A 24035-nucleotide genomic window follows, 5' to 3' on the forward strand; every position below is an offset into this window, starting at 1 on the left:
CTATTTTTTATCAGGTCTGGTTGGTCTAACCTCTATTTTACTTGGTAGGGTCCTTGGATTCATTTTTAATAGATTCAACACCAGTTCCCCAATATCCTCTGGTTGAATTTTCCATGCATCTTTTTCACTTGGTTCATTATTGTTAAACTGTGAAGCTACCGATCCCGGCATTATTGTAGATACCTTTATATCATATTTACGTAGATCAAGCATTGCGGCCTGGGTAAAACCAACTACCCCAAATTTAGACGCATTGTAACCCGCACCTTGAGCAAAGAAATTGGTTCCCGCCAAACTTGCCAATGTAATATAATAACCCTTAGATTTTTTCAATGCCTCTACAGATGCCTTAAGAGTATGAAAAACCCCATTTAAATTGGTATCTATCATTTGGTGCCACGCTTCGTCCGTCATTTCATCTATGGGTGCAAAATTACCTACACCTGCATTGGCCAAAACTGCATCTAATTGTCCCCATTTATCCAAAATCTTGGAAACGGCATTTTTTTCATCTTCCATTTTTGCAACATTAGATACCACACCCAATACCGCATCGTTATTAAACTCTTTTAACGCTTGGTCCACACTTTGTTGTGTTCTGCCACTAATTGCCACCTTCATGCCTTCTGCCAAAAGCGACTTGGCTACACCCAACCCTATTCCTTTTGTTCCACCGGTAATATACACTACCTTATTTTTCAAATCTTTCATTATATCATTTTAAAAATTATAACAAGTTACTGCTTATATGAAATTAATGTAGCTGATAAAGAACAAGAATTAACGATTTTGATTTATTATATTTAGCAAATCTTAAAAAAACATTAAAATGAACAGGATACTCGTTTGGTCTATTACCGTAGCTTTAGCAGGTTTTTTATTTGGATTTGATACCGTTGTTATTTCAGGTGCAGATAAACAATTACAAGCGTTATGGGACAGTTCTGATTCATTTCATGGTTGGGTAGTCATTTCCGGTGCATTATGGGGTACTGTTCTTGGTGCATTGTTTGCAGGAATACCTACCAATAAATTTGGAAGAAAAAATACATTGATTTGGATAGGTGTCTTATTCAGTGTTTCCGCCATTGGCTCTGCCTTGGCCAATGACCCCATAACATTTGCCATTTTTAGGTTTATTGGAGGTATTGGTGTTGGGGTTTCAACCATTGCAGCACCTGCTTATATTTCTGAAATTTCTCCTGCCAATAGCCGTGGTAAACTAGTAGGGTTTTATCAATTCAGTTTGGTATTCGGTATTCTTATTGCCTTTCTTTCCAATTATATGCTTAGCGGCTTGGGCGAAAATTCTTGGAGATGGATGGTTGGTGTAGAAGGCATTCCGGCCATAATCTATACCTTGTTTGTTTTGACCGTACCCAAGAGTCCCCGTTGGTTGATTACCCAAGGACGAATTGATGAGGCACGTAAGGTATTGAAAATGATCAATCCTGATCAAGATGTTGATGAAGCAATCAACCTAATACAGCAAGATGACAATGATACGGAAGTTGGGGAATCCATTTTTATGAAGAAATATCGTTTTCCGTTGATATTGGCTTTTCTTATTGCATTTTTCAACCAGGTGTCCGGTATAAACGCGTTTTTATACTACGCCCCAAGAATATTTGAGGAGGCCGGTCTTGGTGCAAGTACAGCTTTATTAAGCAGTGTGGGTATTGGGGTAACCAACATGCTTTTTACCTTATTGGGCATCAATTTAATAGATAGGTTAGGACGTAAACAGTTAATGTATATTGGTTCTCTTGGCTATATTGTTTCGTTATCCCTTGTAGCCTGTGCATTTTTCTTTGAATGGCAGGGTATGGCCGTTCCTATATTTTTGTTCGTGTTCATAGCCTCGCACGCTATTGGCCAGGGAAGTGTTATTTGGGTCTTTATTTCCGAAATATTCCCCAACCACTTACGGGGTAGCGGACAAGCGTTCGGTAGTTCCGTACACTGGATATTGGCTGCGGCCATTCCGGCGGCAGTACCGTTCCTGTTCTCAACCATTGGCGCAGGTACCGTATTCCTTTTCTTTGCCTTTATGATGGTTTTACAATTGCTTTGGGTACATTTTATGATGCCGGAGACAAAAGGGGTTTCTTTAGAAGAATTAAGTAAAAAACTTACCGAAAAGTAATTCAAAAAAAGCGCATATTCAGTTAAAAAAAGTAATGAATATGCGCTTTTATATGCTGTATTATATACGCTCAATAATAGTAGCATACCCCATGCCTACACCCACACACATGGTAGCCAAACCATATTTTCCTCCGGAGCGAACTAATTCGTTCGTTGCCGCTTGAAGTATTCGTGTACCGGACATTCCTAATGGGTGACCGATAGCAATCGCCCCGCCGTTAGGGTTTATTCTTGGGTCATCATCCTTTAATCCTAACTCGCGTGTACAGGCCAACGCTTGAGCGGAAAAGGCTTCGTTGAATTCCAGTACATCCATGTCCTTTAATTCCAAGCCTGCTTTTGCCAAAACTTTTCTAGTGGCGTAGACAGGACCAATACCCATTATTTTTGGTTCTACACCCACTACAGCTGAAGCTACTATTCTAGCTTTTGGCGTGAGATTGTATTTTTTCAAGGCATCTTCTGAAACAACTAACATGGCTGCCGCACCGTCATTTAATCCTGATGCATTACCTGCGGTTACCGTTCCATCTTTTTTGAAGACGGTTCTTAAAGTGGCTAATTTTTCTATCGTTGTACTCGGTCTTATGAATTCATCTTGACTCACGATAATTGGGTCTCCTTTTCGTTGCGGAATTTCAACCGGACAAATCTCTTCCCCAAGAATTCCATTTTGCTGTGCTTTTGCAGCTTTCATTTGAGAATTATATGCAAATAAATCTTGGTCTTCCCTACTTATGCTAAACATCTCGGCTAGATTCTCTGCGGTAATTCCCATGGCATCCGTACCATACATTTCATGTAACTTTTTATTCACAAAACGCCATCCAAAGCTAGAGTCTTCCATTTTAGAGTCGTTACCAAACGCCGTTGATGGTTTTGAAATCACCAAAGGCCCTCTAGACATATGTTCCATTCCTCCGGCAATAAATACATCGCCATCACCAGCTTTAATAGCACGATTTGCTTGCACCACGGCAGACATACCTGATGAGCATAATCTATTGATCGTTTCACCGGGAACGGTATATGGTAATCCTGCCAAGAGTAGCGCCATACGCGCCACATTTCTATTGTCTTCCCCAGCTTGATTATGACATCCTAGTATAACATCATCAATCGCATCTTTGGGTAGATTCGGATATTTTTCGAGTAAGGCCTTGATGGGAATTGCCGCCAAATCATCTGCTCTCACTTGTGCCAAAGCACCTCTAAAACTTCCTATTGGGGTTCTTATCGCGTCAACTATATATGCTTCTTTCATTCTTAAGTCGTTGTTAGTTGTTCATTTTTCGTTGTTGGATTTTATAGATTAACTTTTTCTTTTAGTTCCTTACCGTAAGCTCAGAGAACTTGAACTTGATTTTTTACTTTGATAACTGTTCTACAAATTTGGCTTCGGTTTTTTCACGGACTTCTTCCAAGGTACTACCTGGTAAAATCTCTATAAGGGTCAACTGTCCGTCAATAAATTTGAACACGGCCAATTCCGTAATTAACATATCTACACAGCTAAAATCCGTAATGGGCAACGTGCAATTTTCAACTACTTTTGAACCGCCATCTCTATCCGTATGGCGTAATGTAATAATTAATTTTTTGGCGCCCGATGCTAAATCCATCGCACCGCCTACTCCTAATAAAGGTTTTCCGGGTACGGACCAGTTGGCCAGATTTCCTTGCGCATCTACTTCCAATCCGCCCATAATGGCCACATCAATATGCCCGCCACGAATCATGGCAAAACTATCGGCACTATCAAAATAACTGCTTCCAGGCAACGCCGTAACGGGTACTTTACCTGCATTTACAGGATAATACATAGCGCCGCCACCATCTTTTGGTTCGGGACCTACACCTAGCATTCCGTTTTCGGTATGTAGAATGATGCCGTCTTCTGGTTTTATCAAATCGGCTACTAAAGTTGGGATGCCAATTCCAAGATTCACCACATCGCCTTTTTCCAATTCCGCAAACGCACGTTTGGCCATATTCATCCGTTTTTCATCAATTACTTTTGACGAACCTACCGATGCTGACGAACCCAAATCTTCTTCTGTTAGTTTTCGCTCCACCAAATAGTCTACAAAACAACCTGGAGTATGAATTTCGTTAGGGTCAATTTCCCCGTTAGGAACAATTTCTTGTACTTCGGCAATTACAATATCAGCAGCTGTTGCCATGGCTCTATTGAAATTTTGTTCCGTCATGCGGTATTGCAGATTTCCTGCCGTATCTGCTTTCCAAGCTCTTATGATGGCTACATTTCCTCTAATACCTTCTATAAAAACTTGCTCTTTTCCATTAAGCATTTTGGTTTCTCGTCCTTCAGCGATTAAGGTTCCTGCCGATGTGGGCGTATAAAATCCGCCAATACCTGCACCACCTGCCCTTATAGCTTCTGCCAAAGTTCCTTGAGGCAATAATTCATATTCCACACGACCTTCTTGTGCCGCTAAAACGGCTTCTCTATTCGAAGTGAAAAAAGAGCCGATCATTTTCTTTAATTGACCATTGTTCAACAAGCGACCACCGCCCATATTAGGTTCGCCTACATTGTTTGCGATAAAGGTGAGGTCTTTGGTCTTGGTCTTTGCCAATTCATGAATAATATTCACGGGGTTACCCGTCATACCAAAGCCACCCCCTAAAATGATGTCGCCATCTTTCACTAAACTTGCTGCTTTTTCAGCACTTATTATTGGAACTGTTTTCATTGGAATTTAATTTTTAAACGATTCAAACGGTAGCCCTACATAGTTCTCTGCTATGGTGGTTTTATATGCTCTAGATACTTTTAGATAATCAAATTTTGCTTTTTGTAAGCGATAGGTAAATGACCCATGAGCGTCTTGTTTGTGAAATAATTTGGTCATAAAATTAGAGAAGTCCTGCGCTCTCCATATTCTGCGAAGGGCATCATCGGTATAGGTGTCCAGTAACGTTTCAGAATTCGTTTTATAATAGGCCACAAAGGCGTCAACCATATGTTTTACATCGGCAATGGCCAAGTTCATTCCTTTACCCCCTGTTGGTGGAACGATATGTGCAGCATCGCCAGCCAATAATAATCTCCCACTTCGTAAACTATCAATCATATGGCTGCGCATTGGCGTTATTCCTTTTTCAAAAATAGGACCTTCTTCCAAGTCAAAACCAGGGGCCGCAAGACGTTGGGAAAGTTCGCTCCAAATTCTATCATCAGACCAATTATCTACCGATTCATCATTGTCTACCTGAACATATAATCTACTTACGGTTTCTGAACGTAAACTATTTAATGCAAAACCATTCTCGTGATATGCATATATTAATTCATCTGTTGAAGGCGCTACATTTGCCAATATGCCCAACCAGCTGAACGGATAGGTAATATCATAGGACTGGAAACTTTTCTTTGGCAAGGTCTTTCTTCCAATACCATGAAAACCATCACAGGCCGCCACAAAATCGCATTCCAGAATTCCTTCTTCGCCGTCTTTTTCAAAATGTATTTTAGGACGCTTCGTATCAAAATCTACTATTTTGGTCGCCCTAGTTTCAAAGTGCAGTTCTCCGCCCTCTTGCAACCAAGCATCCGTAAGGTCTTTGGTAATTTCCTGCTGACCGTAAATAGTTATGGTTCTGCCGCCAGTCAATTCGCCAAAAGGGATATGAACACGTTCCTCATCAAAGCTAAGGTATACGCCATCATGAACAATGCCTTCTTTTTTCATTCGGGCATCAAGACCCAATTCCTTCAAGATATCTTTGGTGTTCTGTTCTACCAAACCGGCACGAACCCTACCTTCAACATATTCCCGTGAACGCAGTTCTATGACTACGGCATCTATACCGTGCTTTCTTAACCAATTGGCCAAGACCATCCCAGAAGGTCCGGCACCTATTATTCCTACTTGTGTTTTAATATGTATCATCCGGTTAGTATTCTATTCCTAAATCTGTAAATACTTCTTCTGCCGAATGCATGGCATCGTTGGCCGCGGGTAAACCACAGTAAATACCTGATTGTAGAATCACTTCTTTGATTTCATCTTTGGTTACACCATTGTTGAATGCCGCTTTTACATGCATTTTAAACTCCGCTTTTTTATTGAGCGGTATCAACATAGCCAGTGTAATTAGACTTCTGCTGTGTTTGGGCAAACCCGGTCGGGTCCAAATTTCTCCCCATGCGTAATGCGAAATAAATTCTTGAAAATCGGTATTGAATTCATTCTTGTTTCCGTTGGCCCTATCCACGTGGGCATCACCTAAAACGGTTCTACGCACATGCATGCCCCTGTCAAAAGTATCTTCGCCGACTATAAAATTGATAAGTGTTTCAGCGTAATATGCCGGTAATTCGGTGCTTGGTAAATGTCTGGCATGAAACACTTTTAGCTCAGCACCTGCTATTTCTTTTTGCATGTTTTCGGCTTGCGCCACATTGGTAACGGCATCTTCATCACCTGTAATGATTAAAGTCTCTGGCTGAATTTGTTTAATATCCGCCCTAAAATCGGCATTACCAATTGCAGAACAACAAGCGGTATATCCTTCTGGTCTGTTCGCCAAGAATATTTTTTTCATTTCCGCTACGCGGGATGGATGCGTTTGGTGATAGCTTTCGGTAAACCATTTTTCCATTGTGGCATCTACGATAGCTTGCATGCCTTGTTCGTTGATGGTTTTAATACGATCGTTCCATCGTTCTACAGTACCAATCTTAGTATCTGTATTACTGATAATGAGTTTGTGCAAACGGTCTGGATGGTTGATGCCCAAGTACTGACCGATCAACCCGCCCATGGACAAGCCGCAGAAATACACTTTATCTATTTTTAATGTATCCAATAGGTCAATTACATCTTGGCCCAATTGTTCTATTGTGTAAGGTCCATCCGTAAGTTCGCTTTGCCCATGCCCCCTTGTATCATATTGTAAAACCCTAAAATAAGGTAGTAAATACGGCACCAATTCATCCCACATGGTTAAATCTGCCCCTAAGGAATTGGAGAACATCAGTACGGGACTGTTGGGTGTTCCCTGTAATTTATAGTTTGTTTTCATAACCTTATGAATACTTTTTTAATATGTTTTCTGTCCAGACCACACTATTGCCTATGGCATTTTCAGGTTTGAACAAATCTTCTATAGACTCTATTTGAGGGTGCATTTCTTGAACTACCTCTTTTAAGTGCTTTCGTTGTTGCAACGCCAAGGTACACGCCTTCTTTACCGATTCGTGCGCTTGCATTTTTCCTAAGGATTTGGACAGATACAATGACACCTTTTCGGCATAAATGAGTCCGTTCGTAATCTCCATATTCTGAAGCATCCGGTCTTTATTAACTTCTAGATTCGTTATTAAATCGACGGACTTTTCTAAAGAACCGCCCGTTAAATTCATGAGCTGCGTTAATGTTTCCCATTCCGCATGCCATAATCCGGCAGAACGTTCATGTTCTTGGGGCATAGCGGTAAGCATTGTAGCCACTAAACCGGGTGTGCGGGTGGCGTTGCTTAAAATAAGCGCACAGCCAACAGGATTGCGTTTATGTGGCATGGTACTGGAACCGCCTTTGCCTTCTTCGGCACCTTCAAAAACCTCCCCAACTTCTGTTTGCATGAGTAAGGAGATATCCTTTGCTATTTTACCCAAAGAACCTGACAAAACTCCTAAAACAGAAGCAAATTCCGCTAAGGAATCTCGCTGTGACTGCCATGGAAAAGATGCATTCAAGTCAAGGTTTTTAGCGAAGGCCATTTGAACCTCGGTTGTAATATTGGCATTACCACTACCAACAGCGCCACCCAACTGAATGCAAAACAAACGACTTTTTAGTTCGTTCAATCGTGTTCTAGTGCGCGAAATACCTTCTAGCCATCCGGCAGATTTCATACCGAACGTCATGGGTTTTGCTTGCTGCAACAAGGTTCTACCCATCATTATCGTGTGCACATGGTCTTTGGTGAGTTGTACCAATGCATGCTGTAAAACTTCTAATTTGCCCTCTAACCAAACAACGTATTCCTTAATCGTTAGTATCGTTGCAGTGTCTATAATATCTTGACTGGTAGCTCCTAAATGCACATATTTAGAGGCCTCAAAATCACGATTTTTTATGGCCTTTGTTAATTGCTTTACTAAAGGAATGGCAACATTACCCCCTAAAACAATATCAGATTTTAAAGCATTAATGTCAATAGCATCTACCACACAACATTCTGATATTATTTTTGATGCCGTTGATGGGATCAACCCTACCTCAGCTTGTGCCTGTGCCAAGGCAGCTTCTACGTTTAAAAGTTTGGTGACGGACTCGCGATCAGAAAAAAGTTCAGTGAGTTCATTGGCGTAAAAAGTCTCAGTGTAGAGCGACATGTACTGCTATGTATTAAATTTCAAAAAAAACGGTTTCATTGGGGCCCTGCATGTGAATATTGAATACATATGAATCGCCTTTCTTCTCCGCGATCAACGTGTACTTTCTATCGGCGTCAACAGCATTTAAATTAGCATCGGTTTCATTAAGTTGCTGTTCATCGGCAAAATAAATACGTGTATATGAATGCAATAATTGACCACGCATAAATAGTATTACATGAATAAATGGTGCCTGACCATTAACCGATTTTGGTTTTATTGTCTTAAAGGTAAATGTATTTCCTTCATCCGTACCCGAGCCGTAGCGTCCAAACAATTTATGCACTCCATCATCCTGCCAAAGTTCTATCATGGCATCATCTACGGGCTGTGCATTACCATCGTAAACGGTACCCGTTATGGTAATGGTTTCCACATTATTTAACCCTTTAACCATATCATGGTCTACCCAACTATCAAAATCATAGCCATACTGTTGTGGCGTTAACCCGTAGGCAAAATAAGGCCCTATAGTTTGTGAAGGAGTCTGTTTTTTAACTGCTGATGTCTTCATACTTGTTTACAAATTTTCAAATGGGGTTGCATTTTTTCCACGTAAAACAATATCGAACCGATAGCCCAGTGCAAAATTGGCCTCGGTAACCGATAGGTCAAAAGCTGACACCAACAATTCCCTGCCTTTTGGGGGGACAGCCTTAAAAATAGGGTCATGCTCAAAGAGCGGATCGCCAGGAAAGTACATTTGAGTAATCAACCTACTGGCAATATCGCCCCCGAACAACGAAAAATGTATATGATTTGGCCGCCATGCATTGGGGTGGTTTCCCCAAGGGTAAGCACCCGGTTTTATGGTGTAGAATTTATAATAGCCATGTGCATCTGTCATACAACGTCCCGTACCTAAAAAATTAGGGTCCAAGGGTGCGTCATGTTGATCTACCTTATGTACATAACGCCCAGCAGAATTTGCCTGCCACAACTCAATTAACGTATGTGGTAAAGGGTGTCCATGTTCATTGGTGACTTTGCCATGCACCACAATACGCTCGCCAATAGGTTCTCCATCTTTTACAGAATTCTTGGTAAGATCATGATCTAAAGCCCCTAATTTAAAATCTTTAAAAAGCGGACCTGATAAGGTAATGTCTTTCTTTTTAGGGACGACCAAGGGTTGCAATGGCGCTCTTAAAATAGTCGATTTATAGGCTTCGTCTAAATAGGGCGGTTGTACTTCGATATCAAATTTGGAGTCCGTTGTAATGCTCATGTTCAATGTATTAAACTACTGTCTTCCAAAGCTAGTACAAGTAATTTTTAACCCTTAGGACAATTTTAAATAATAATAGGACAAAATAAACAATATATATACCTTAAAATGTTCAAATAAGACAATATTTTTTATTAAAATACTGTAATACATTACTTTATACTATATTTAAAACATAATAACATCAGTTATAAATAAACATAATGAACGATTTACTACGTTATAAGGGATTGTACGGCGAGCATCAACAGCCCTTGGTGACCGACTTTATACATATTGAACCCTTGGAGGATCGCAGTAAAATTTATGAATGGGAGATTGCCGAGCATATTCATACAGATTTGGTGCAGATGTTTGTCATAGAAGTAGGTAGCGGTTTTTTACTTTCTGAAGGTAACCGTATTGAACTTGCTGCTCCCTGCGTGGTTACGGTACCTGCCAACGTATTACATGGGTTTCATTTTGAGCCTTCTATTGTCGGGGAGGTCATTACCCTCTCCGTATCTTTTTATGACACACTTTTACAGGATAAAGCCAGTATAAAAAAGCAGAGTAACCAATTGAACTGTTTTTCATTTTTAGGGAACACCACTACTTTTTCTGATGTGCAGTACCTTAAAGACAAAATACAAAACGAAATTTTTGAAGATACTCCAGAAAAACTTTTAGCTTTAAGAAAGTATTTTGAATTGGTGTACCTAGCGCTTTTTCGTGAAAAATTCAGAAATACGGCAGATGCCCTACTTTCCAACAATAAAAACTTGGCGTATTATCAGCAATTTCAAGAATTGATACGACAACATGCACAAAACTTGCTGAGTATAAAGAAATTTGCCGATGCCCTAGGCATCACCCAAACCCACCTCAACCGTGTTTGCCATACCGTAACCGGAAAATCTGCCCTTAAAGTGGTACAAGATTTCACCATGAACGAGGCTAAAAAATACCTTTTAAACACCTCATACTCCATTGCCGAAGTAGCTTACTTTTTAAATTTTAACGACCCTGCCTATTTTAGCCGCTTGTTCAAAAAACGGGTGGGCGTAGCACCTGGGGAATTTAGGAAGGGATGATTTTTGGTTGGTGGTTTTTGCTATTTGTCTAATTTATCGAAAAATTTTGTTTCAAGACTTCCTGCAATTACTGAATAAGGATAATTTTCCGTATTTAGATTGTAACCTATAATTAAATATCCTCTTATATTTTTTCGTTTTTCTATGGAACCAACAATATCATTCATAACTCCATTTCTTGTTTCTCTATCTGTATTTTTATAAGGGTAACCTACCAGTATATATTCCCTTCTCTTTGGACCGAAATTCATCACTAAATAATTATGCTTTTTTTCACATTCATCGTTAAGAATCATTCCTTTCAGCTTCTTCAAGTTCTTTTCATATTTAATCTGGTCTTCAATTGGTAGATTTAATAAAATAAATGAAGAAGCAAGCCAATTTTGAGAAATTGATTCAATTCTTTTTAATAAATCAATCCAATATTTAGTTTTTTTCAATGCAGGTTTCTTAACCTTTACATTTCTATGTTTCCCGATGAAATATGGATCAAGCTCTTTTGATTTTAGAGTTAAATTAATATGAAAACCTTCATCATATTCAGTTTCCCCAATGTTAAAACCATTATCGAGATAGAAGCCAAATAAATCCATTTCATCGCCTTGGAAATCAATATGCGCTTCAAATTCTCTTCTCCGAGATAAGTAATGTATTTTTTCTGCCTGTGTAGATAAAATTTCAAAAATTATTTCTAAATCTGTATAGCTAATAGATGGTGCTAGTTCCTCTATTTTATGTGAGATTATTTTTGCAGAAATGAGTTTCTTTAAGTTACAACCAATAGAGCCTAAATTAGAAAGAGTGATACCTAATGGCACATAATATTTAATTTTAGAACTATCAATATTGTTTATTTTTCCGGACTTTGTTTTAAACTTATGTTGATTTGGATTTTCATTTAAAAAATTTTGAAAACGTATAGCCTGCTCAGATGGTTCCACTACAAGTTCTTTCATTGTTCTGAATAAGCGTTCTGGAGCACCACGCTTTGCTGGAGGAGAAATAGTTCCAGATTTACACTCAACTATAATCGCAAATTCCTCAACTAATACAATTAGGTCGTTTTCATAAATTTTATCATCCTCATTATTGCTCCATAAACTACCTGAAAATATATGTGCTTTTGGAAATGATTTTCTAAACAACACTTCAACTTTGTCTTCAAGATATTTGCCTTTCTTTTTAATGTACTGGCTTCTAAGTTTGGGTTGTAGAGTTAAAAATGTTTCAAGCACATCAATTGAGATATGATTAAACATATGTGGAATGATTGAATAATATTTGTCATTTTCTAACCTTACGAATGGTTTAGAATGAATAGGATTGTCTAAAAAGATATGGTCTTTATTTTTATCTGATAGCTCTCCAAACTTTAGGCTTAAATTTTCTAATATGCTGGAAATTTCATTTTTAGGTACTTTTTTTCGCAAATGATTATAAACTTCATCTACACTATGAGAATGAATATCCGTTAGAAAGTAATCAGAATGTGCTAAAAATATAGCTTTAAGATTTTTTAAATTTTTGTTTACAAGACTCCAAGTTTTTTCTCTTTGAACTTTTTCACTTTTTAAAACTTGAGGAAATGATTGTTCATATTTATTGAAAGTATCATTATAGGTTTTAGTCTTTACGAATGAGTGAGTTTTTCTATGATGAATATTGAGCTTGTTTTCTGTTAAGGATACAATTCCCAACAGTACGTCTAAAAGATTATGTGATTTAAAGCCTGTAGTATTAGAAAATAAAGGTTCAACAAAATTTGCTAATTCATAGGCAATAATTTCCATTTGATGAACATAAGCCCAGTTTCTAACAGCGAGAGTATTAACCATCATTTCAGTCCTCAACATCACTACTCCAATATCATCTTTATTTTTGGCTTTCTCACCTAAAACATAATATTTTCCAGATTGTGCTGTATTTAAATCTTGAATTGTTGTTTTGAAGTCTAACACCTTATCATTTAATGGCTTCCCAGATATTGTTCTTTCTTTAGTCAATGAAAGACATTGCAATATTTCAAGAAAAAAAGGAGGAAATTCAAGATGTCCATCTATAGCTTCTCTATCTATACCTTCTTCTTGTCTGACAAAATAGTAAGCGCAAAACGAACCAAGGTATAATGGGTCATATTCATTAAAGTAATCAATTAATTTGCTGTATTCTTCTTTGTATTTAATTTCAGATTTTTTCCCAACTTCAACAATTATCTCCAATCTTTTTTCGAAAGGAATATCTTTTGGAAAAGGATTTTCAAACCTTACAAATCCTTGTTTAACGACTTCATAAGGTTTGTAATTCCGTTTCTTTGCCTTTTTGTTCTTTACTTTTTTATTTCTTTTTCGACTTTTTGGCATTTCTTATGATTTCTTAGAGTTCATTATTTGGAACTTGTTGCCAACGGTTGAGCTATGAACAGTACGGAAGCAAACTGGCATTTGCTTTCTGCAATAGCAAAATCTTTTTGTTTTAATTTTTCTTATTTAAAGAAAATCTCAAAGATTTTACGACTTTATAAAATACGCAAACCCTGCGCTTAACCCCTAAGCCCTTATTGTTTATAAGTTGTCTTAGCTTTCGTATTTCTTTATTTTTTTAATAGCACTTAAAACTTTTATTTCACTTTCCAAGCTGCTTTCGGATTGTAGTCTGTAATCTAAAAGTTTCAGAGCTTCTTCATTGTTTTTTATAATTTTCGAATATCTCAAGTTATTATAAAGCAAAATACCTTTTATATATCTTTGGATGTGATAGCAATTAACAATTGAATTAATTTTATCATCATTTTCATGAACAATTTGATTACGTTGCAGTTGTAAACCTTTTAATATTTCGTTTTGAAAATTTCTATCTTGCTTTTTATATATCGAAGAACATCTTTTTATGATTGTTTCATTTCCGTGTGTTCCTAATAGGCTTTCCAATGCCACCCAACTTTTTAAAAAGCAAGTTTGTTTATCTTTTTCATCAAAAGCACCAGCGTAAAGATTAAATACTTCACTTAATTTATTTTTGTGTTCCTTTTGACAACTATTAAGCTTACTTAGCCAAAAAAGTATATTCTTTTTTCTAACCTCTTTGTTTTCATTTGAAAATTGAGTTACTTTTTCTCCAAAGTTCGTTTCAAACCAATGGCTTCTACTGTCAATACTTTCTCCAGATTCTGAGATGTGCAAAGTATGATATTCACCGAATTGAACTTTATTTATTGCCCGATGGCTATCATTTGTTAAAGGTATTTCGGAAGTTGAGTTTATATTTAGACATAGTATACCACGCAAAATATTCAAGTCGAAGTAAGCTTCTTCGAAGGCATCGTAAAAGCTTTTTCCTTTTAATTCGACCGAAACTTTTAAAAAATCGTTTAAGGATTCTTCTTTGCGAGAATCTGCCAGCACAGCTTTTCTGCTCTTTAAGAACTTTTTAGGGAATTTTTTACCATGTATCCTTAATATAGACCTATTGATTTTTATTTTTCGAAATGGTAAATAGTCGATTGATAAAGATGTAATCAATGTGTAGTTAACCTCCTTTTTTCGAAAATACTTTGTTTTAGCTTCTTCAAAAAAAGCATTGAAGTTTACCTCATTAATTTCTTCTTTATGAAATTTTCTTAAAAAGGATTCAATAAACTGTTCTCGCCCTGTTCGGCTTATATTTTTAGAAGTATGTAAATGAGATAATAAAACATATTTTATTTCATTGTAACTAAATGCTTCAAAAGATTGATTTTCATTATTATAAGCGCCCCTAAGGGCATTAATAATAGTTTCTATTTTCAAATATTTAAATTTCATTTTTGTATATGAAAGCTAGCGTACAGATATATGTAATCAAACATTAACCACGTTACAAGCAGTTTTAATTTCTAAAGCAGTAGAGGGAAGTATACTTTAGTATTTATTGGAAAGGTAGATAAACTTAATGGTACTAGATTACGGGAAAGCGTAAAGGTTGGTTGTTAGTTGATCGTTGTTGGTTGTAGGTTGTTGGATTCTATAGGGTAGTTAGGAGTTGTTTATTTTTTTCGTTCAAAAAACGCTATTTCATCTTGTGTTAGCGCATCTTTAGCTAAAGAAATTACAAATTGCTGTCTTTGGTTTACTACCAACACAAACCTATCTTTTGTAGCACTTATCTTCTTGATCCAATTCCAATCCTTGGTTTCTACCAAGTCTTTATTCCTATGCCTAATTGTTATCTTTTCTTCAGCAAATGTTACCTCCGCATCAAATTCCATTTTTTTACCCTGAACCCTGGCGGCCATGATCATTATTGGAAATACGATCAGCAGTAAACCAAAAAAATAGATCAGAAATGAAGTGATGAAATTATACTGCTTTACAGGCACCACAACAGCAATCATTAGGGTTGCCAAAAGGTAGCGCCACACACTTTTCTTAAAGAAGAAATACATTTTTCCGCTCATGATATGCTTAAAATTGGATACTACGCTCTTCGTTACCATATTACACCTGTTCTTTTATAGTTTTCTCAATATATGCCACATAGTGTTATATTATACCCCTATGTGAGCACTTTTGGTTACCTACCGCTATTAAAAAATAACGATACGATTTATATAATGTTGTTTACTGTATTGAAACCCAGCGCATAAAAAAGGATGATTTTTTCAGCTGTAGAATGGCACAGTTTAAAATCGATATCCGTAGTTTGCACTTCTACATTTACAACTATACCCCAAACTGAAACCTACCAAAACTTTTGGGCTAAAAGACTTAAAAATCAGGTTTTAGATATTGCTGATTTAACAACATTAATTACACTCAAATTTCCATTCTAAGATGTCACTAAAATACTATGGCCGAATTGCCGTAGAACGTCTTAATTGAAACTGTCTTTTCAAATACGGAGTATCTGGGTCAACGTCTACTGCTGAATAAAAAATCCATACGCTATCGGTGCCTTTGTAGGGTTCTGGTTCAGAAACGCAAAGTTCAGCATCAAAGTCACTTAGTAAGGTAAATTCGGTAGTAGCGCCACTCACTTTGGCCATCCAAATTTCACCGGGTTTATTAAAAGTTGTTTCAAAAAAATCTACTCCTTCTTCGTTGATTTGAAAGGTGGTATACACTTCACCATTAAAAATAAAAGGTTCATGAGATTGATTTAAAGCAGGATTCTCTAAATGAACGCTAACGGGTGCTATTTCCTTCAGCGAGGTAAATGCTTCACCAAATGCCATTCGTTGGTATACGTTTGCCTTATCCGTACCATTGTTTCCGCTAAAGAAATATTGCTCTCCCGTATCACTGTTGCGTATTGGATGTCCGTCTACTTTATTAGCAGCATCATTAGTTATTATAAGCGGGGCATTCGCAGGTTCAAAAGCATTAATCTCAGTTGCTTGTACCTGTCCATTGGCATCTTGTGAGCCAAATGTTAAATAGGGACTCCCTTTAATCCATCTTGGAACGAGAACATCCATTGCAATGGGGTTGGGAATAGCACTAGCTTCCTCCTTAATTAAATAATTATTCTCAGGATTTTTCAAATCTAAAAGACGTAATTGAAAATTTGTGTTTTGAGGGGTGCTAGAAGAAAATCCATTGATAACATCATTCTCAATAAAACTCACAAAACGTTCATTGCTATTGGGTAATTGCGAAGGGTAAAATACGCGTCTTTTATTGCTACTTTCAATGGCAATATCTTCTACAGTACCTGTGGTTGGGGTAACGGGGCGTACTAATTTCACGGCACCTTCTAGGTTGGCACCAATATAGAAAACACCCAATTCATCAACTCCCCAATCTGCCGGTCTTGCGTAAATATTACTTGTAAACGGACTAAAGCCTTTCCCGTCTTCGGGAATCAAATCTCCGGTTGCAGGGTCAATGCCGCAATGCCATACTTTCCCCGTAAAGCCATTGTCTGTGTTCAGTTCTATCCAAAGCATATAGTTGTCTTTGGGTGAGATCTCAGGATTTACGTAATTTACGGTAAGGTCACCTATTCGTAAATCTTCGATACTAACTGTTTCATCAACAGGATCGTCCATTTCAACTTCCTTTTCATCTTCATCATCAATGCTGATTTCTGGTGATGTTATCACGTTATCATCTGAACAACTAAAAATGACTAGGGCTAAAAGAAGAAGGGTTATTTTTTTCATATCATGCGTTTATCTTAGTGCCTATTTTAAATTTTAGGATATAAATTCAGGCGCTGATTATTAGGGGCAATTCGTAATCTTTACATCTATTTGCTGCATTAATGCCCAGATATAAATATGATAATCTTTAACGTGATAATCTCCGTCCGAAAATATTATAGGACTTTCTAAATTTTCTAGTTCGTTTGGTCGTTGGTCAGATTCGTTTGCAATGTAATCAACGGCCAAACCTGTTCTTTGACTAGATGCTCTTTTAAAACGAGCTGTGTACATATTGTCAAAGGCTATAAAATTTGCCCCATTACTAAAACTATATGGAACACCTGGTGTTATATAGCGCAATGGACTACTCTGGGAGTCAAAAATTAGATTGTCCTGATAAAACGTGTCCTTGTTTTCATCCGTTGTGCGATATACCAATCCACTATTTACCAAAGTCTCGCTGTATGACGGGAAGGTTGTTTCAGGCTCCGGTATGGTCTCATCATTTTCATAACTTCTCCAGTAATGAATACACCCACACTCACTCGTAGTCTTACAAAGACCTATGTTTTGCCACCAACCCCCTAAGGTGGAATTATCGAGCGCATAAACATAGCCCATTCCTCCTAGGGCAGCCGTTACTAGTTTTTCCCGTAATTCCGGATTCGTATCAAAGAGGTCTCTCACTAACATTGCCAAAAGAAATGACCCTTGAGAGTGCCCGGCAAGAATAATTTTATTTCCATTATTATGGTTGTCCAAATAATTTTGAAAAGATGCCTTAATGTCGGAATAGGTTTCCAATAAAGCTGCAGCCCTTTCTTCTTCCGTATAAAAAGCGCTTAAGAACGATGCAGGTGTGGCTTGCCTATATTTTGGTGCGTAAAAACGGCCATACTTTGCCAATAATGCTCCCTGGGCCAAAATGGATAGCCCGATAAAATTGGTATCCTGATTTTCAATTGCTACCGTACCTGGGGATGTAGGCGGATTTATAAGATGGGTAGGATGTACCCAAAATACATCAATACCTGTATTTATAGCGGCATTATTGCTAACCTCAACGGTAGAACTAATGTTTAAATTTTCATCAATGACAGCAATATCCAAATCATAGGTTTTCAGAAAATTTAATGGTTGATCAGGATGAAAATACCAATTATCCATAGAACCGTAGTCCACACTTGATAGCGGAATTTCCAATTGCTGTTCATTTTCAGAAATGACAGCATCCCCTTCTTTTGAGCAACTGATTAGTAGTATTGCGCAACAAAGCCAAAAGAACATTTTAAACTTCATACTAGGGTTGAATAAAAGATTTTCTAAGAATGAAATCCCTTTTGAAACTTTAAGTTCACTTTTCATTGGTATTGCATTCTAAACTTAGGAACAGCAGTTAATGGCTGTATTTATTACTTAATAACTTCATTGAATTTTTCCCAAAACATATTGTCAAAAGACGATAGGGCAAAATTATCACCCGATACCGTAGCCTCACCCATTCTTAGAATTACCAGATTGCTACTAGGTACAATATAGATGCGCTGTTCATCTTTTCCCATAGCGGCAACCATGTCATTGGGAGCATTGGGTACAAGGGTTCCGTCATATTCCGTTTGACTTGCTGGTAGCATGTATTTATTTTTTCCATTTAGCCACCAGAGATAGCCGTACGAGGGATTGATATTTTGCGAAGTTGTTTTGCTTTCAATAAAGAAGTTCTCATCAACGATTTGCGTTCCGTCCCAATTTCCATTTTGTGAAGCCAATAATCCAAATTTAGCCATGCTCCTGGTATCACTATTATAAATGCGGTAGATTAGACCATTGTTCCAAAAGCCGTTCATTCCTATTCTATCGCCTAACTCATTGTTGAAATACGTTTCAAATTCCGTTCCGCTGGCATCTTCTACAACATTCATTAAACGCTGAAAAACATTGCCATAGGCCCATCTTGTACCTGCATCGGCCAGATAGGTTAAATTTCTTTTGATTACTACTTGTGGCTCGTCGTCCAAACCAGAAGTCATAGACAACAGGTTCTTAACGGTAATCAAATCTTCTTGCTGGGGTGTTGTACTTGTCCAATCGGTACCTAAATAATCAGAAACCTTATTATCAATATTGATTAAACTATTTTGTTGCGCAATACCAACGGTAGCGGTAACAAGTGTTTTGCCCGCGCTGTTCCACTGCCAAGTATCGCTAGCCGTATGGCCATTGTAATAATCCTCAACTACAATTCTTCCATTGAGCAATACCATAAATGATTTTGTGTTCTCACCGATCAGAAAATTCCTGAGCTCTTCCAATTTGTCCGTATCCCAGTTTATTTCATTAGGAGCTATCGTTTCCCATTCGTTGGTAGAAGTTGACGGAAAATACAAGGAAACATCTGGTGCACTAGGTGTATCCGTATCATCTTCTATAATGGGGTCTATGGCATCATCAGATTGACAACTTGCCAAAATAAATAAGACCACTAGTATAAAGTATCTATTCATCATTAATTTTATTTTTCTGACTACTTTATGCGCTAAAGGTTTAATTAAATAAAAGCCAAGTGTAGTTTTTAAAAAATGGCCAATGTAAACCACCACATCTCACAAAACGTTCAGTTTAATTACTGCAAATAGCCTTTTATAACCGTATTACAACGATTTATTGTTAAAACTATTGTTCCAGAATTGGTATTTAGGGCAGTGTAAATGCAATACAGCAAAGAGCGTATTCAGTCATTGGGTCTACCAGTCACTGGAGTTTTATTTCAAGGATAAGAGTAATCCCCTTGGCTAGCAAAACTGGGAAGTTCAATTTTACAGATTTCAGCATGAAAATTAAAGCATAATTCAACAAAGACAGAAACCTAAAAAGCTTGCTGATTACTTTGAAAACTTCTGCTTATAAATCCGGTACAGCTGTAAAAGCATTACAGGTACAAAATGGGCCAAAGCTCCGGCCATACTACCTTCTTCTCCTTGTAGCCCAAGAAGTGCCCAATGAGCGAAAGCCATAATAGCAGCCAGATACACCCATTGTTGTAACTTTTTCCAATTGCGCCCCATTCTTTTGACTGCTGCATTGGTGCTCGTCATAGCTAAAGGAATAAACACAAAAAAGGCAATCCACCCCGTAAGTATTGATAGCTCTATTGATTCATTTACTATTTTAGAAATTGGAAATTCCAGCACATAAAAAATGGTATGGAGTAAGGTATAGGCAAATGCCGCCACACCAAAAAAGCGTCTGTTTCTTAATAACCATTGCGCTACTTTCGTTTTAGGGAACATTAAACGTATTGGCGTTGCAATAAGACTTATAATCAACATACGAGCAGCAAATTCTCCGGTAATATGCATGATATCTTCATACTTAAATTGTCCTTTTGCGTAATCTAAGGTCATCATAACGCCCGGTATGGCCAATAGAAGCCAAAGCATATATTTTCCTGTAAGAAGTGATTTTAAATTGTTCATTGTTGATCGCTTTGAGTAATATTTGTTTATGCTCTGTTTTTCTAAGAAATTTCCTTTGATGAAATAAAATAGGTAACCACCCCTGCCAAAAGCGCAGGAACGGCAAAAATCATAAAATTGGCGGACATCGAAAGCCCCATACCTACGAGTACACCGCCAAGTGCAGGACCCAATACACCTCCCAGTCTACCTGCACCAATGGCCCAGCCCACACCTGTAGTTCTAAATTCCGTAGGATACATACGGGCAGCCACGGCATACAGCCCAACAAAACCACCTTGTAGGGTAAAACCTAGTAGGCCAAAGACTAACAGTATAAAATCTGACCCCACAAATACACTGAACATTGCCATTAAAACAGCTGTTATCCCCAAGAACAGGGCAATGGTTTTTTTAAGTCCCATTTTAGATGAAATATACCCTTGTATGACAATACCGAAAAATGCACCTACATTAAAAACCGTACCCGAGTAAATGGCCAGTTCCATAGACAAGCCCGCATTCGTAGCCAGTTTTGGAATCCAACTGATGAGAAAATACAAACATCCGAAGGCAAAAAATAAGGCTACCCATAACTGAATGGTAGACCGTTTATATTTTTTAGAAAGCAATTGATTTACAGGAATTCCCAACGATTTAGCCGGTTTTTCTGGCAAGGTCGAAATTTCAGGTATTTTTAATTTAGCCAATATTCGGTTGACCTTTCCAAGTGCATGTTTTGGTTGCTTCTTTATATAATATTCAATGGATTCCGAAAGGAATATAAAAATTAACGGAATGGTTATGAACGAAGCAAAACCGGCAATTTTAAACATCATTTGCCACCCACTTGATGGTACTACAGCAGCAGCAACATACCCCGCTATTATAGCTCCTACAGGGTAACCAGACAATACAAAACTCACCCAAAAGTCCTTTGATCTGTTTGGTGTGTATTCTGCCGTTAAAGATGCGGTACTGGCGAGCATGCTACCAATGCCCAAACCACTAATAAAACGAAGAAAAATCAATTGCGGTACTGTTTCTGTGTAACCTGTTAAAAATATACTTGTACCCATTAAAAAGGCACTTATCAAAATCATTTTTTTTCGGCCAATCTTATCCGCATATGGCGCCAGCAACAATGCCCCCAATGCCATTCCTGCAAGACCTGCACTAAATACCATACCTAAGGCTTCTGGACCAACGGCCCAAGATTTAGCGATTGCAGGGGCACAATATGAAATGACCAGCACATCCATACCATCTAAAATGTTCATTAAAAAACAAACGAATATGGTAGCGTATTGCAAGGTAGAGATGGCACGCTCATCTAACTGCAGTGCAATTGGTTTAGACATTTTATTAGGTATTAGACGTTGTAACTATCCCCTATAAGCAGTGTCTATGGTAATATTACCATTGGCAACCCTGCTTACACAGGCACACATTTTTTTATTTTCACCTTTTTCTTCTTCGCTGAAAAAGAAATCGCGATGATCAATATCGCCAGAATAATCGAGAATATCTAATTGACAAAGTCCGCACTCCCCTTTTTTACAATCATACATGACATCAATTTTTGCATCAAGCAAAGCTGACAATAAGGTTTGATTTTCATTTACCTGTACTTCTCTATTAAACCTCGGTATCTTTACAGTGTATGCCTGGGGAGCAAACAAACCCGAAGCCCCAAAAGTCTCGAACCGTAAATTTTGATTGTTGAAAGGTCCATTTTCCCATGTCTTACGAACCGCATTCATTAAGCCAATGGGTCCACATAAGTATACTTGCGTTTCAATATCGCAAAGATTTAAAATCTTTGACGTATCAAAAAAACCATCAATATCGCTAAAATGCACTATTAAGCGTTGCCCTAATACCTTTTGTAACGCTTCTATATAAGGCATTTCTTGGGCAGACCTGCCCAAATACAACATGCGTACATTCTTGTCAGTTTTTGCTATCAACTCTTCTGCCATGCCTAGAATGGGCGTAATTCCAATACCTCCTGCAATAAGTAGATAATTTGACGTATTAAAACCAAGTTCAAAATGATTGGTGGGTTGTGAAATGCGCAACTTGCTACCTTCTTTTAATCCCCACATATATTTGGACCCGCCACGGCTTGCGGGCAAACGTTTTACCGCTATGGTATAGGGTTTATTTGGACCGTACCGCCCAACCAAAGAGTAACTCCTGATTTCTGGCAAGTCATTGATCAAAACAGCAATATCTAAATGTGATCCCACTGTAAAGGCCGCTGTATCACCTGCAGGGATAATTTGAATTTGCATTACATTATCCGCAACTTTTTCCATTTTACCCACCACGGCATCTTCCCAAGTATTCCTATATCTCATTAGTCCTTCTTTTCTTTTGCGACCATATTATCCGTAATTCTTCTTGCCCACATGGCCCCGGCATCTATGTTCAAATTATAAAATTCACGATCCGGGTTTTCATTGATTGCCTTTTGTTGGGCCTCTAAAATATCTTCATCCTGAGAAAAAATATGGGCGACCCCATTTTTAAGTTCGGTGGTATTACTTTGGTCCTTTAGGTTATAATTTCTGCTGAACGCCCAGAAATAAAGACAGGTCTGGTTCGTAGATGGTGTTATGGTATTTAATACGTAGCCATTGACCCCTTTAGACCTATCACCTTCTTGAGCGCCCGTATTCGCTATGGCTACGCCAACATCTATATTTACGGTACAGGGAGCTTCAAATTTTATGATCTGCCAGCGATCTACGGTACCATCATGGTCAAATACTTTGTTCAATTGCCCTTTCCAAAACGGTGGTGGCTGTATATCTTTCATCCAACGCGTAACGGTAGCCGTTTTCTCATCATAGTGCACATCAAAAGGTGCTTCTGCCACATTACGGTCACCAATAGTTTCTGAATGTACAAAGGTTTCGTGGGTAAGGTCCATCAAATTATCAACCACCAACCTGTAATTACAGTGCACTTTGATCATTTGTCCGTCACCTGCCCAGTCCGGATCATCGTTCCAATGCATATCCGGAATTTTTGATTCATCGGCCAATGCCGGGTTGCCCATCCATACCCAAATAAAACGATATTTCTGAATTACAGGATAGGAGCGAACACATGCCGTTGGGTTTATGGTTTCTTGCGATGGCATATACGAACAACGCCCATCACTATTATACTCAAGCCCATGATAGCCACAAACAACCGTATCATCCCTTAAACTACCTTTGGACAAGGGCAAAAGCCTATGCCAGCAAGCATCCTCCAAAGCTATTGGCGTTCCATCTTTTTTTCGATATAACACCAAAGGCTTGTTACAAATAGTTCGAGGCAATAATTTATGCTTCAGTTCCACATCCCAAGCAACCGCATACCAAGCGTTCATGGGGAAAGATTCGTTCATGGTAAAAGTATGTGTAGACATGATGTTATTTTATAGGATTATCAGCTAAACCTTATGATTTAGAATACAATTTGACACATTTTTAATAAATTTCACAATAAAGGATTGATATTGAATATATTTAGCGTACAAATGATTCAATTTTATTAATTCTTTTTATCAACTTTACAAAAGTATCCTCCAAAAAATAGGATTTAT

The 24035-nt window shown here is 37.9% G+C and carries 20 protein-coding genes; 2 read left to right on the forward strand and 18 right to left on the reverse strand.

Annotated features, from left to right (window positions below; genetic code table 11):
• Positions 1 to 711: an SDR family oxidoreductase gene (locus CHB68_RS11630; protein ID WP_089261046.1), complete on the reverse strand. Its 711-nt coding sequence runs from the start codon at positions 709 to 711 to the stop codon at positions 1 to 3.
• 118 nt (positions 712 to 829) lie between these two features.
• Here CHB68_RS11630 and CHB68_RS11635 point away from each other — a divergent pair, with 118 nt between their 5' ends.
• Entirely contained in the window at positions 830 to 2146 is a 1317-nt protein-coding gene (locus CHB68_RS11635) for a sugar porter family MFS transporter (RefSeq protein WP_089261047.1), read from the forward strand.
• Positions 2147 to 2206: 60 nt separating this feature from the next.
• Here the strand turns inward: CHB68_RS11635 and pcaF are convergent, their stop codons facing one another.
• The 7 genes from pcaF to pcaH form a co-directional block, all read right to left on the reverse strand.
• Positions 2207 to 3412, reverse strand: a complete 1206-nt coding sequence (gene pcaF / locus CHB68_RS11640; protein ID WP_089261048.1) for a 3-oxoadipyl-CoA thiolase — start codon at positions 3410 to 3412, stop codon at positions 2207 to 2209.
• A 103-nt stretch (positions 3413 to 3515) separates the two neighbouring features.
• Positions 3516 to 4865, reverse strand: coding sequence for a 3-oxoacid CoA-transferase (locus CHB68_RS11645; protein ID WP_089261049.1), 1350 nt, complete (start codon positions 4863 to 4865; stop codon positions 3516 to 3518).
• A 6-nt stretch (positions 4866 to 4871) separates the two neighbouring features.
• Positions 4872 to 6065 (reverse strand): 4-hydroxybenzoate 3-monooxygenase, encoded by a 1194-nt coding sequence (locus CHB68_RS11650; RefSeq protein ID WP_179213193.1) that lies wholly within the window; start codon positions 6063 to 6065, stop codon positions 4872 to 4874.
• Positions 6066 to 6069: 4 nt separating this feature from the next.
• The gene (gene pcaDC / locus CHB68_RS18735) at positions 6070 to 7200 is read right to left on the reverse strand and encodes a bifunctional 3-oxoadipate enol-lactonase/4-carboxymuconolactone decarboxylase PcaDC (protein WP_089261050.1); all 1131 of its coding nucleotides are present in this window, start codon (positions 7198 to 7200) and stop codon (positions 6070 to 6072) included.
• Positions 7201 to 7204: 4 nt separating this feature from the next.
• Positions 7205 to 8515, reverse strand: coding sequence for a 3-carboxy-cis,cis-muconate cycloisomerase (gene pcaB / locus CHB68_RS11660; RefSeq protein ID WP_089261051.1), 1311 nt, complete (start codon positions 8513 to 8515; stop codon positions 7205 to 7207).
• A gap of 13 nt (positions 8516 to 8528) precedes the next feature.
• On the reverse strand, positions 8529 to 9071 hold the full coding sequence (pcaG, locus tag CHB68_RS11665) for a protocatechuate 3,4-dioxygenase subunit alpha (protein WP_089261052.1): 543 nt from the start codon (positions 9069 to 9071) through the stop codon (positions 8529 to 8531).
• A 6-nt stretch (positions 9072 to 9077) separates the two neighbouring features.
• Complete coding sequence (gene pcaH, locus CHB68_RS11670; RefSeq protein ID WP_071340299.1) at positions 9078 to 9785, reverse strand: protocatechuate 3,4-dioxygenase subunit beta; 708 nt, start codon at positions 9783 to 9785, stop codon at positions 9078 to 9080.
• A 203-nt stretch (positions 9786 to 9988) separates the two neighbouring features.
• On the opposite strand from pcaH, the gene CHB68_RS11675 reads away from it, so the two are divergent.
• Entirely contained in the window at positions 9989 to 10858 is an 870-nt protein-coding gene (locus CHB68_RS11675; protein ID WP_089261053.1) for a helix-turn-helix domain-containing protein, read from the forward strand.
• A gap of 20 nt (positions 10859 to 10878) precedes the next feature.
• Here CHB68_RS11675 and CHB68_RS11680 read toward each other — a convergent pair whose 3' ends face one another.
• From CHB68_RS11680 to CHB68_RS11725, 10 genes are all read right to left on the reverse strand, one after another.
• Positions 10879 to 13218, reverse strand: coding sequence for a hypothetical protein (locus CHB68_RS11680; protein ID WP_089261054.1), 2340 nt, complete (start codon positions 13216 to 13218; stop codon positions 10879 to 10881).
• Positions 13219 to 13431: 213 nt separating this feature from the next.
• Complete coding sequence (locus CHB68_RS11685; RefSeq protein ID WP_143815199.1) at positions 13432 to 14643, reverse strand: hypothetical protein; 1212 nt, start codon at positions 14641 to 14643, stop codon at positions 13432 to 13434.
• Positions 14644 to 14879: 236 nt separating this feature from the next.
• Complete coding sequence (locus CHB68_RS11690; protein ID WP_143815200.1) at positions 14880 to 15329, reverse strand: YcxB family protein; 450 nt, start codon at positions 15327 to 15329, stop codon at positions 14880 to 14882.
• A 351-nt stretch (positions 15330 to 15680) separates the two neighbouring features.
• Positions 15681 to 16997: a hypothetical protein gene (locus CHB68_RS11695; RefSeq protein WP_089261057.1), complete on the reverse strand. Its 1317-nt coding sequence runs from the start codon at positions 16995 to 16997 to the stop codon at positions 15681 to 15683.
• A gap of 60 nt (positions 16998 to 17057) precedes the next feature.
• Positions 17058 to 18344, reverse strand: coding sequence for a DUF3089 domain-containing protein (locus CHB68_RS11700; RefSeq protein WP_089261058.1), 1287 nt, complete (start codon positions 18342 to 18344; stop codon positions 17058 to 17060).
• A 47-nt stretch (positions 18345 to 18391) separates the two neighbouring features.
• Complete coding sequence (locus tag CHB68_RS11705; protein ID WP_317043822.1) at positions 18392 to 19486, reverse strand: serine hydrolase domain-containing protein; 1095 nt, start codon at positions 19484 to 19486, stop codon at positions 18392 to 18394.
• A gap of 375 nt (positions 19487 to 19861) precedes the next feature.
• Positions 19862 to 20455, reverse strand: coding sequence for a protein-methionine-sulfoxide reductase heme-binding subunit MsrQ (locus CHB68_RS11710; protein WP_089261059.1), 594 nt, complete (start codon positions 20453 to 20455; stop codon positions 19862 to 19864).
• Between the two features lie 41 nt (positions 20456 to 20496).
• On the reverse strand, positions 20497 to 21795 hold the full coding sequence (locus tag CHB68_RS11715; RefSeq protein WP_089261060.1) for an MFS transporter: 1299 nt from the start codon (positions 21793 to 21795) through the stop codon (positions 20497 to 20499).
• A gap of 24 nt (positions 21796 to 21819) precedes the next feature.
• Positions 21820 to 22797 carry a PDR/VanB family oxidoreductase gene (locus CHB68_RS11720; RefSeq protein ID WP_089261061.1) on the reverse strand — a complete coding sequence of 326 codons (978 nt, stop codon included), beginning with the start codon at positions 22795 to 22797 and terminating at the stop codon, positions 21820 to 21822.
• On the reverse strand, positions 22797 to 23858 hold the full coding sequence (locus CHB68_RS11725; protein WP_218822500.1) for an aromatic ring-hydroxylating dioxygenase subunit alpha: 1062 nt from the start codon (positions 23856 to 23858) through the stop codon (positions 22797 to 22799). Before CHB68_RS11725 ends, CHB68_RS11720 begins: the two co-directional genes overlap by 1 nt.
• Positions 23859 to 24035 lie beyond the last annotated feature (177 nt).

It is taken from the genome of Maribacter sedimenticola (assembly GCF_900188415.1).
Lineage (GTDB): Bacteria > Bacteroidota > Bacteroidia > Flavobacteriales > Flavobacteriaceae > Maribacter > Maribacter sedimenticola.

Excerpts from the sequence above, each read along its gene's own strand:
- CHB68_RS11630 (WP_089261046.1), bottom strand. The coding sequence starts at position 711 with ATGAAAGATTTGAAAAATAAGGTAGTGTATATTACCGGTGGAACAAAA.
- CHB68_RS11635 (WP_089261047.1), top strand. The coding sequence starts at position 830 with ATGAACAGGATACTCGTTTGGTCTATTACCGTAGCTTTAGCAGGTTTT.
- pcaF (WP_089261048.1), bottom strand. The coding sequence starts at position 3,412 with ATGAAAGAAGCATATATAGTTGACGCGATAAGAACCCCAATAGGAAGT.
- CHB68_RS11645 (WP_089261049.1), bottom strand. The coding sequence starts at position 4,865 with ATGAAAACAGTTCCAATAATAAGTGCTGAAAAAGCAGCAAGTTTAGTG.
- CHB68_RS11650 (WP_179213193.1), bottom strand. The coding sequence starts at position 6,065 with ATGATACATATTAAAACACAAGTAGGAATAATAGGTGCCGGACCTTCT.
- pcaDC (WP_089261050.1), bottom strand. The coding sequence starts at position 7,200 with ATGAAAACAAACTATAAATTACAGGGAACACCCAACAGTCCCGTACTG.
- pcaB (WP_089261051.1), bottom strand. The coding sequence starts at position 8,515 with ATGTCGCTCTACACTGAGACTTTTTACGCCAATGAACTCACTGAACTT.
- pcaG (WP_089261052.1), bottom strand. The coding sequence starts at position 9,071 with ATGAAGACATCAGCAGTTAAAAAACAGACTCCTTCACAAACTATAGGG.
- pcaH (WP_071340299.1), bottom strand. The coding sequence starts at position 9,785 with ATGAGCATTACAACGGACTCCAAATTTGATATCGAAGTACAACCGCCC.
- CHB68_RS11675 (WP_089261053.1), top strand. The coding sequence starts at position 9,989 with ATGAACGATTTACTACGTTATAAGGGATTGTACGGCGAGCATCAACAG.
- CHB68_RS11680 (WP_089261054.1), bottom strand. The coding sequence starts at position 13,218 with ATGCCAAAAAGTCGAAAAAGAAATAAAAAAGTAAAGAACAAAAAGGCA.
- CHB68_RS11690 (WP_143815200.1), bottom strand. The coding sequence starts at position 15,329 with ATGGTAACGAAGAGCGTAGTATCCAATTTTAAGCATATCATGAGCGGA.
- CHB68_RS11695 (WP_089261057.1), bottom strand. The coding sequence starts at position 16,997 with ATGAAAAAAATAACCCTTCTTCTTTTAGCCCTAGTCATTTTTAGTTGT.
- CHB68_RS11700 (WP_089261058.1), bottom strand. The coding sequence starts at position 18,344 with ATGAAAAGTGAACTTAAAGTTTCAAAAGGGATTTCATTCTTAGAAAAT.
- CHB68_RS11705 (WP_317043822.1), bottom strand. The coding sequence starts at position 19,486 with ATGATGAATAGATACTTTATACTAGTGGTCTTATTTATTTTGGCAAGT.
- CHB68_RS11710 (WP_089261059.1), bottom strand. The coding sequence starts at position 20,455 with ATGAACAATTTAAAATCACTTCTTACAGGAAAATATATGCTTTGGCTT.
- CHB68_RS11715 (WP_089261060.1), bottom strand. The coding sequence starts at position 21,795 with ATGTCTAAACCAATTGCACTGCAGTTAGATGAGCGTGCCATCTCTACC.
- CHB68_RS11720 (WP_089261061.1), bottom strand. The coding sequence starts at position 22,797 with ATGAGATATAGGAATACTTGGGAAGATGCCGTGGTGGGTAAAATGGAA.
- CHB68_RS11725 (WP_218822500.1), bottom strand. The coding sequence starts at position 23,858 with ATGTCTACACATACTTTTACCATGAACGAATCTTTCCCCATGAACGCT.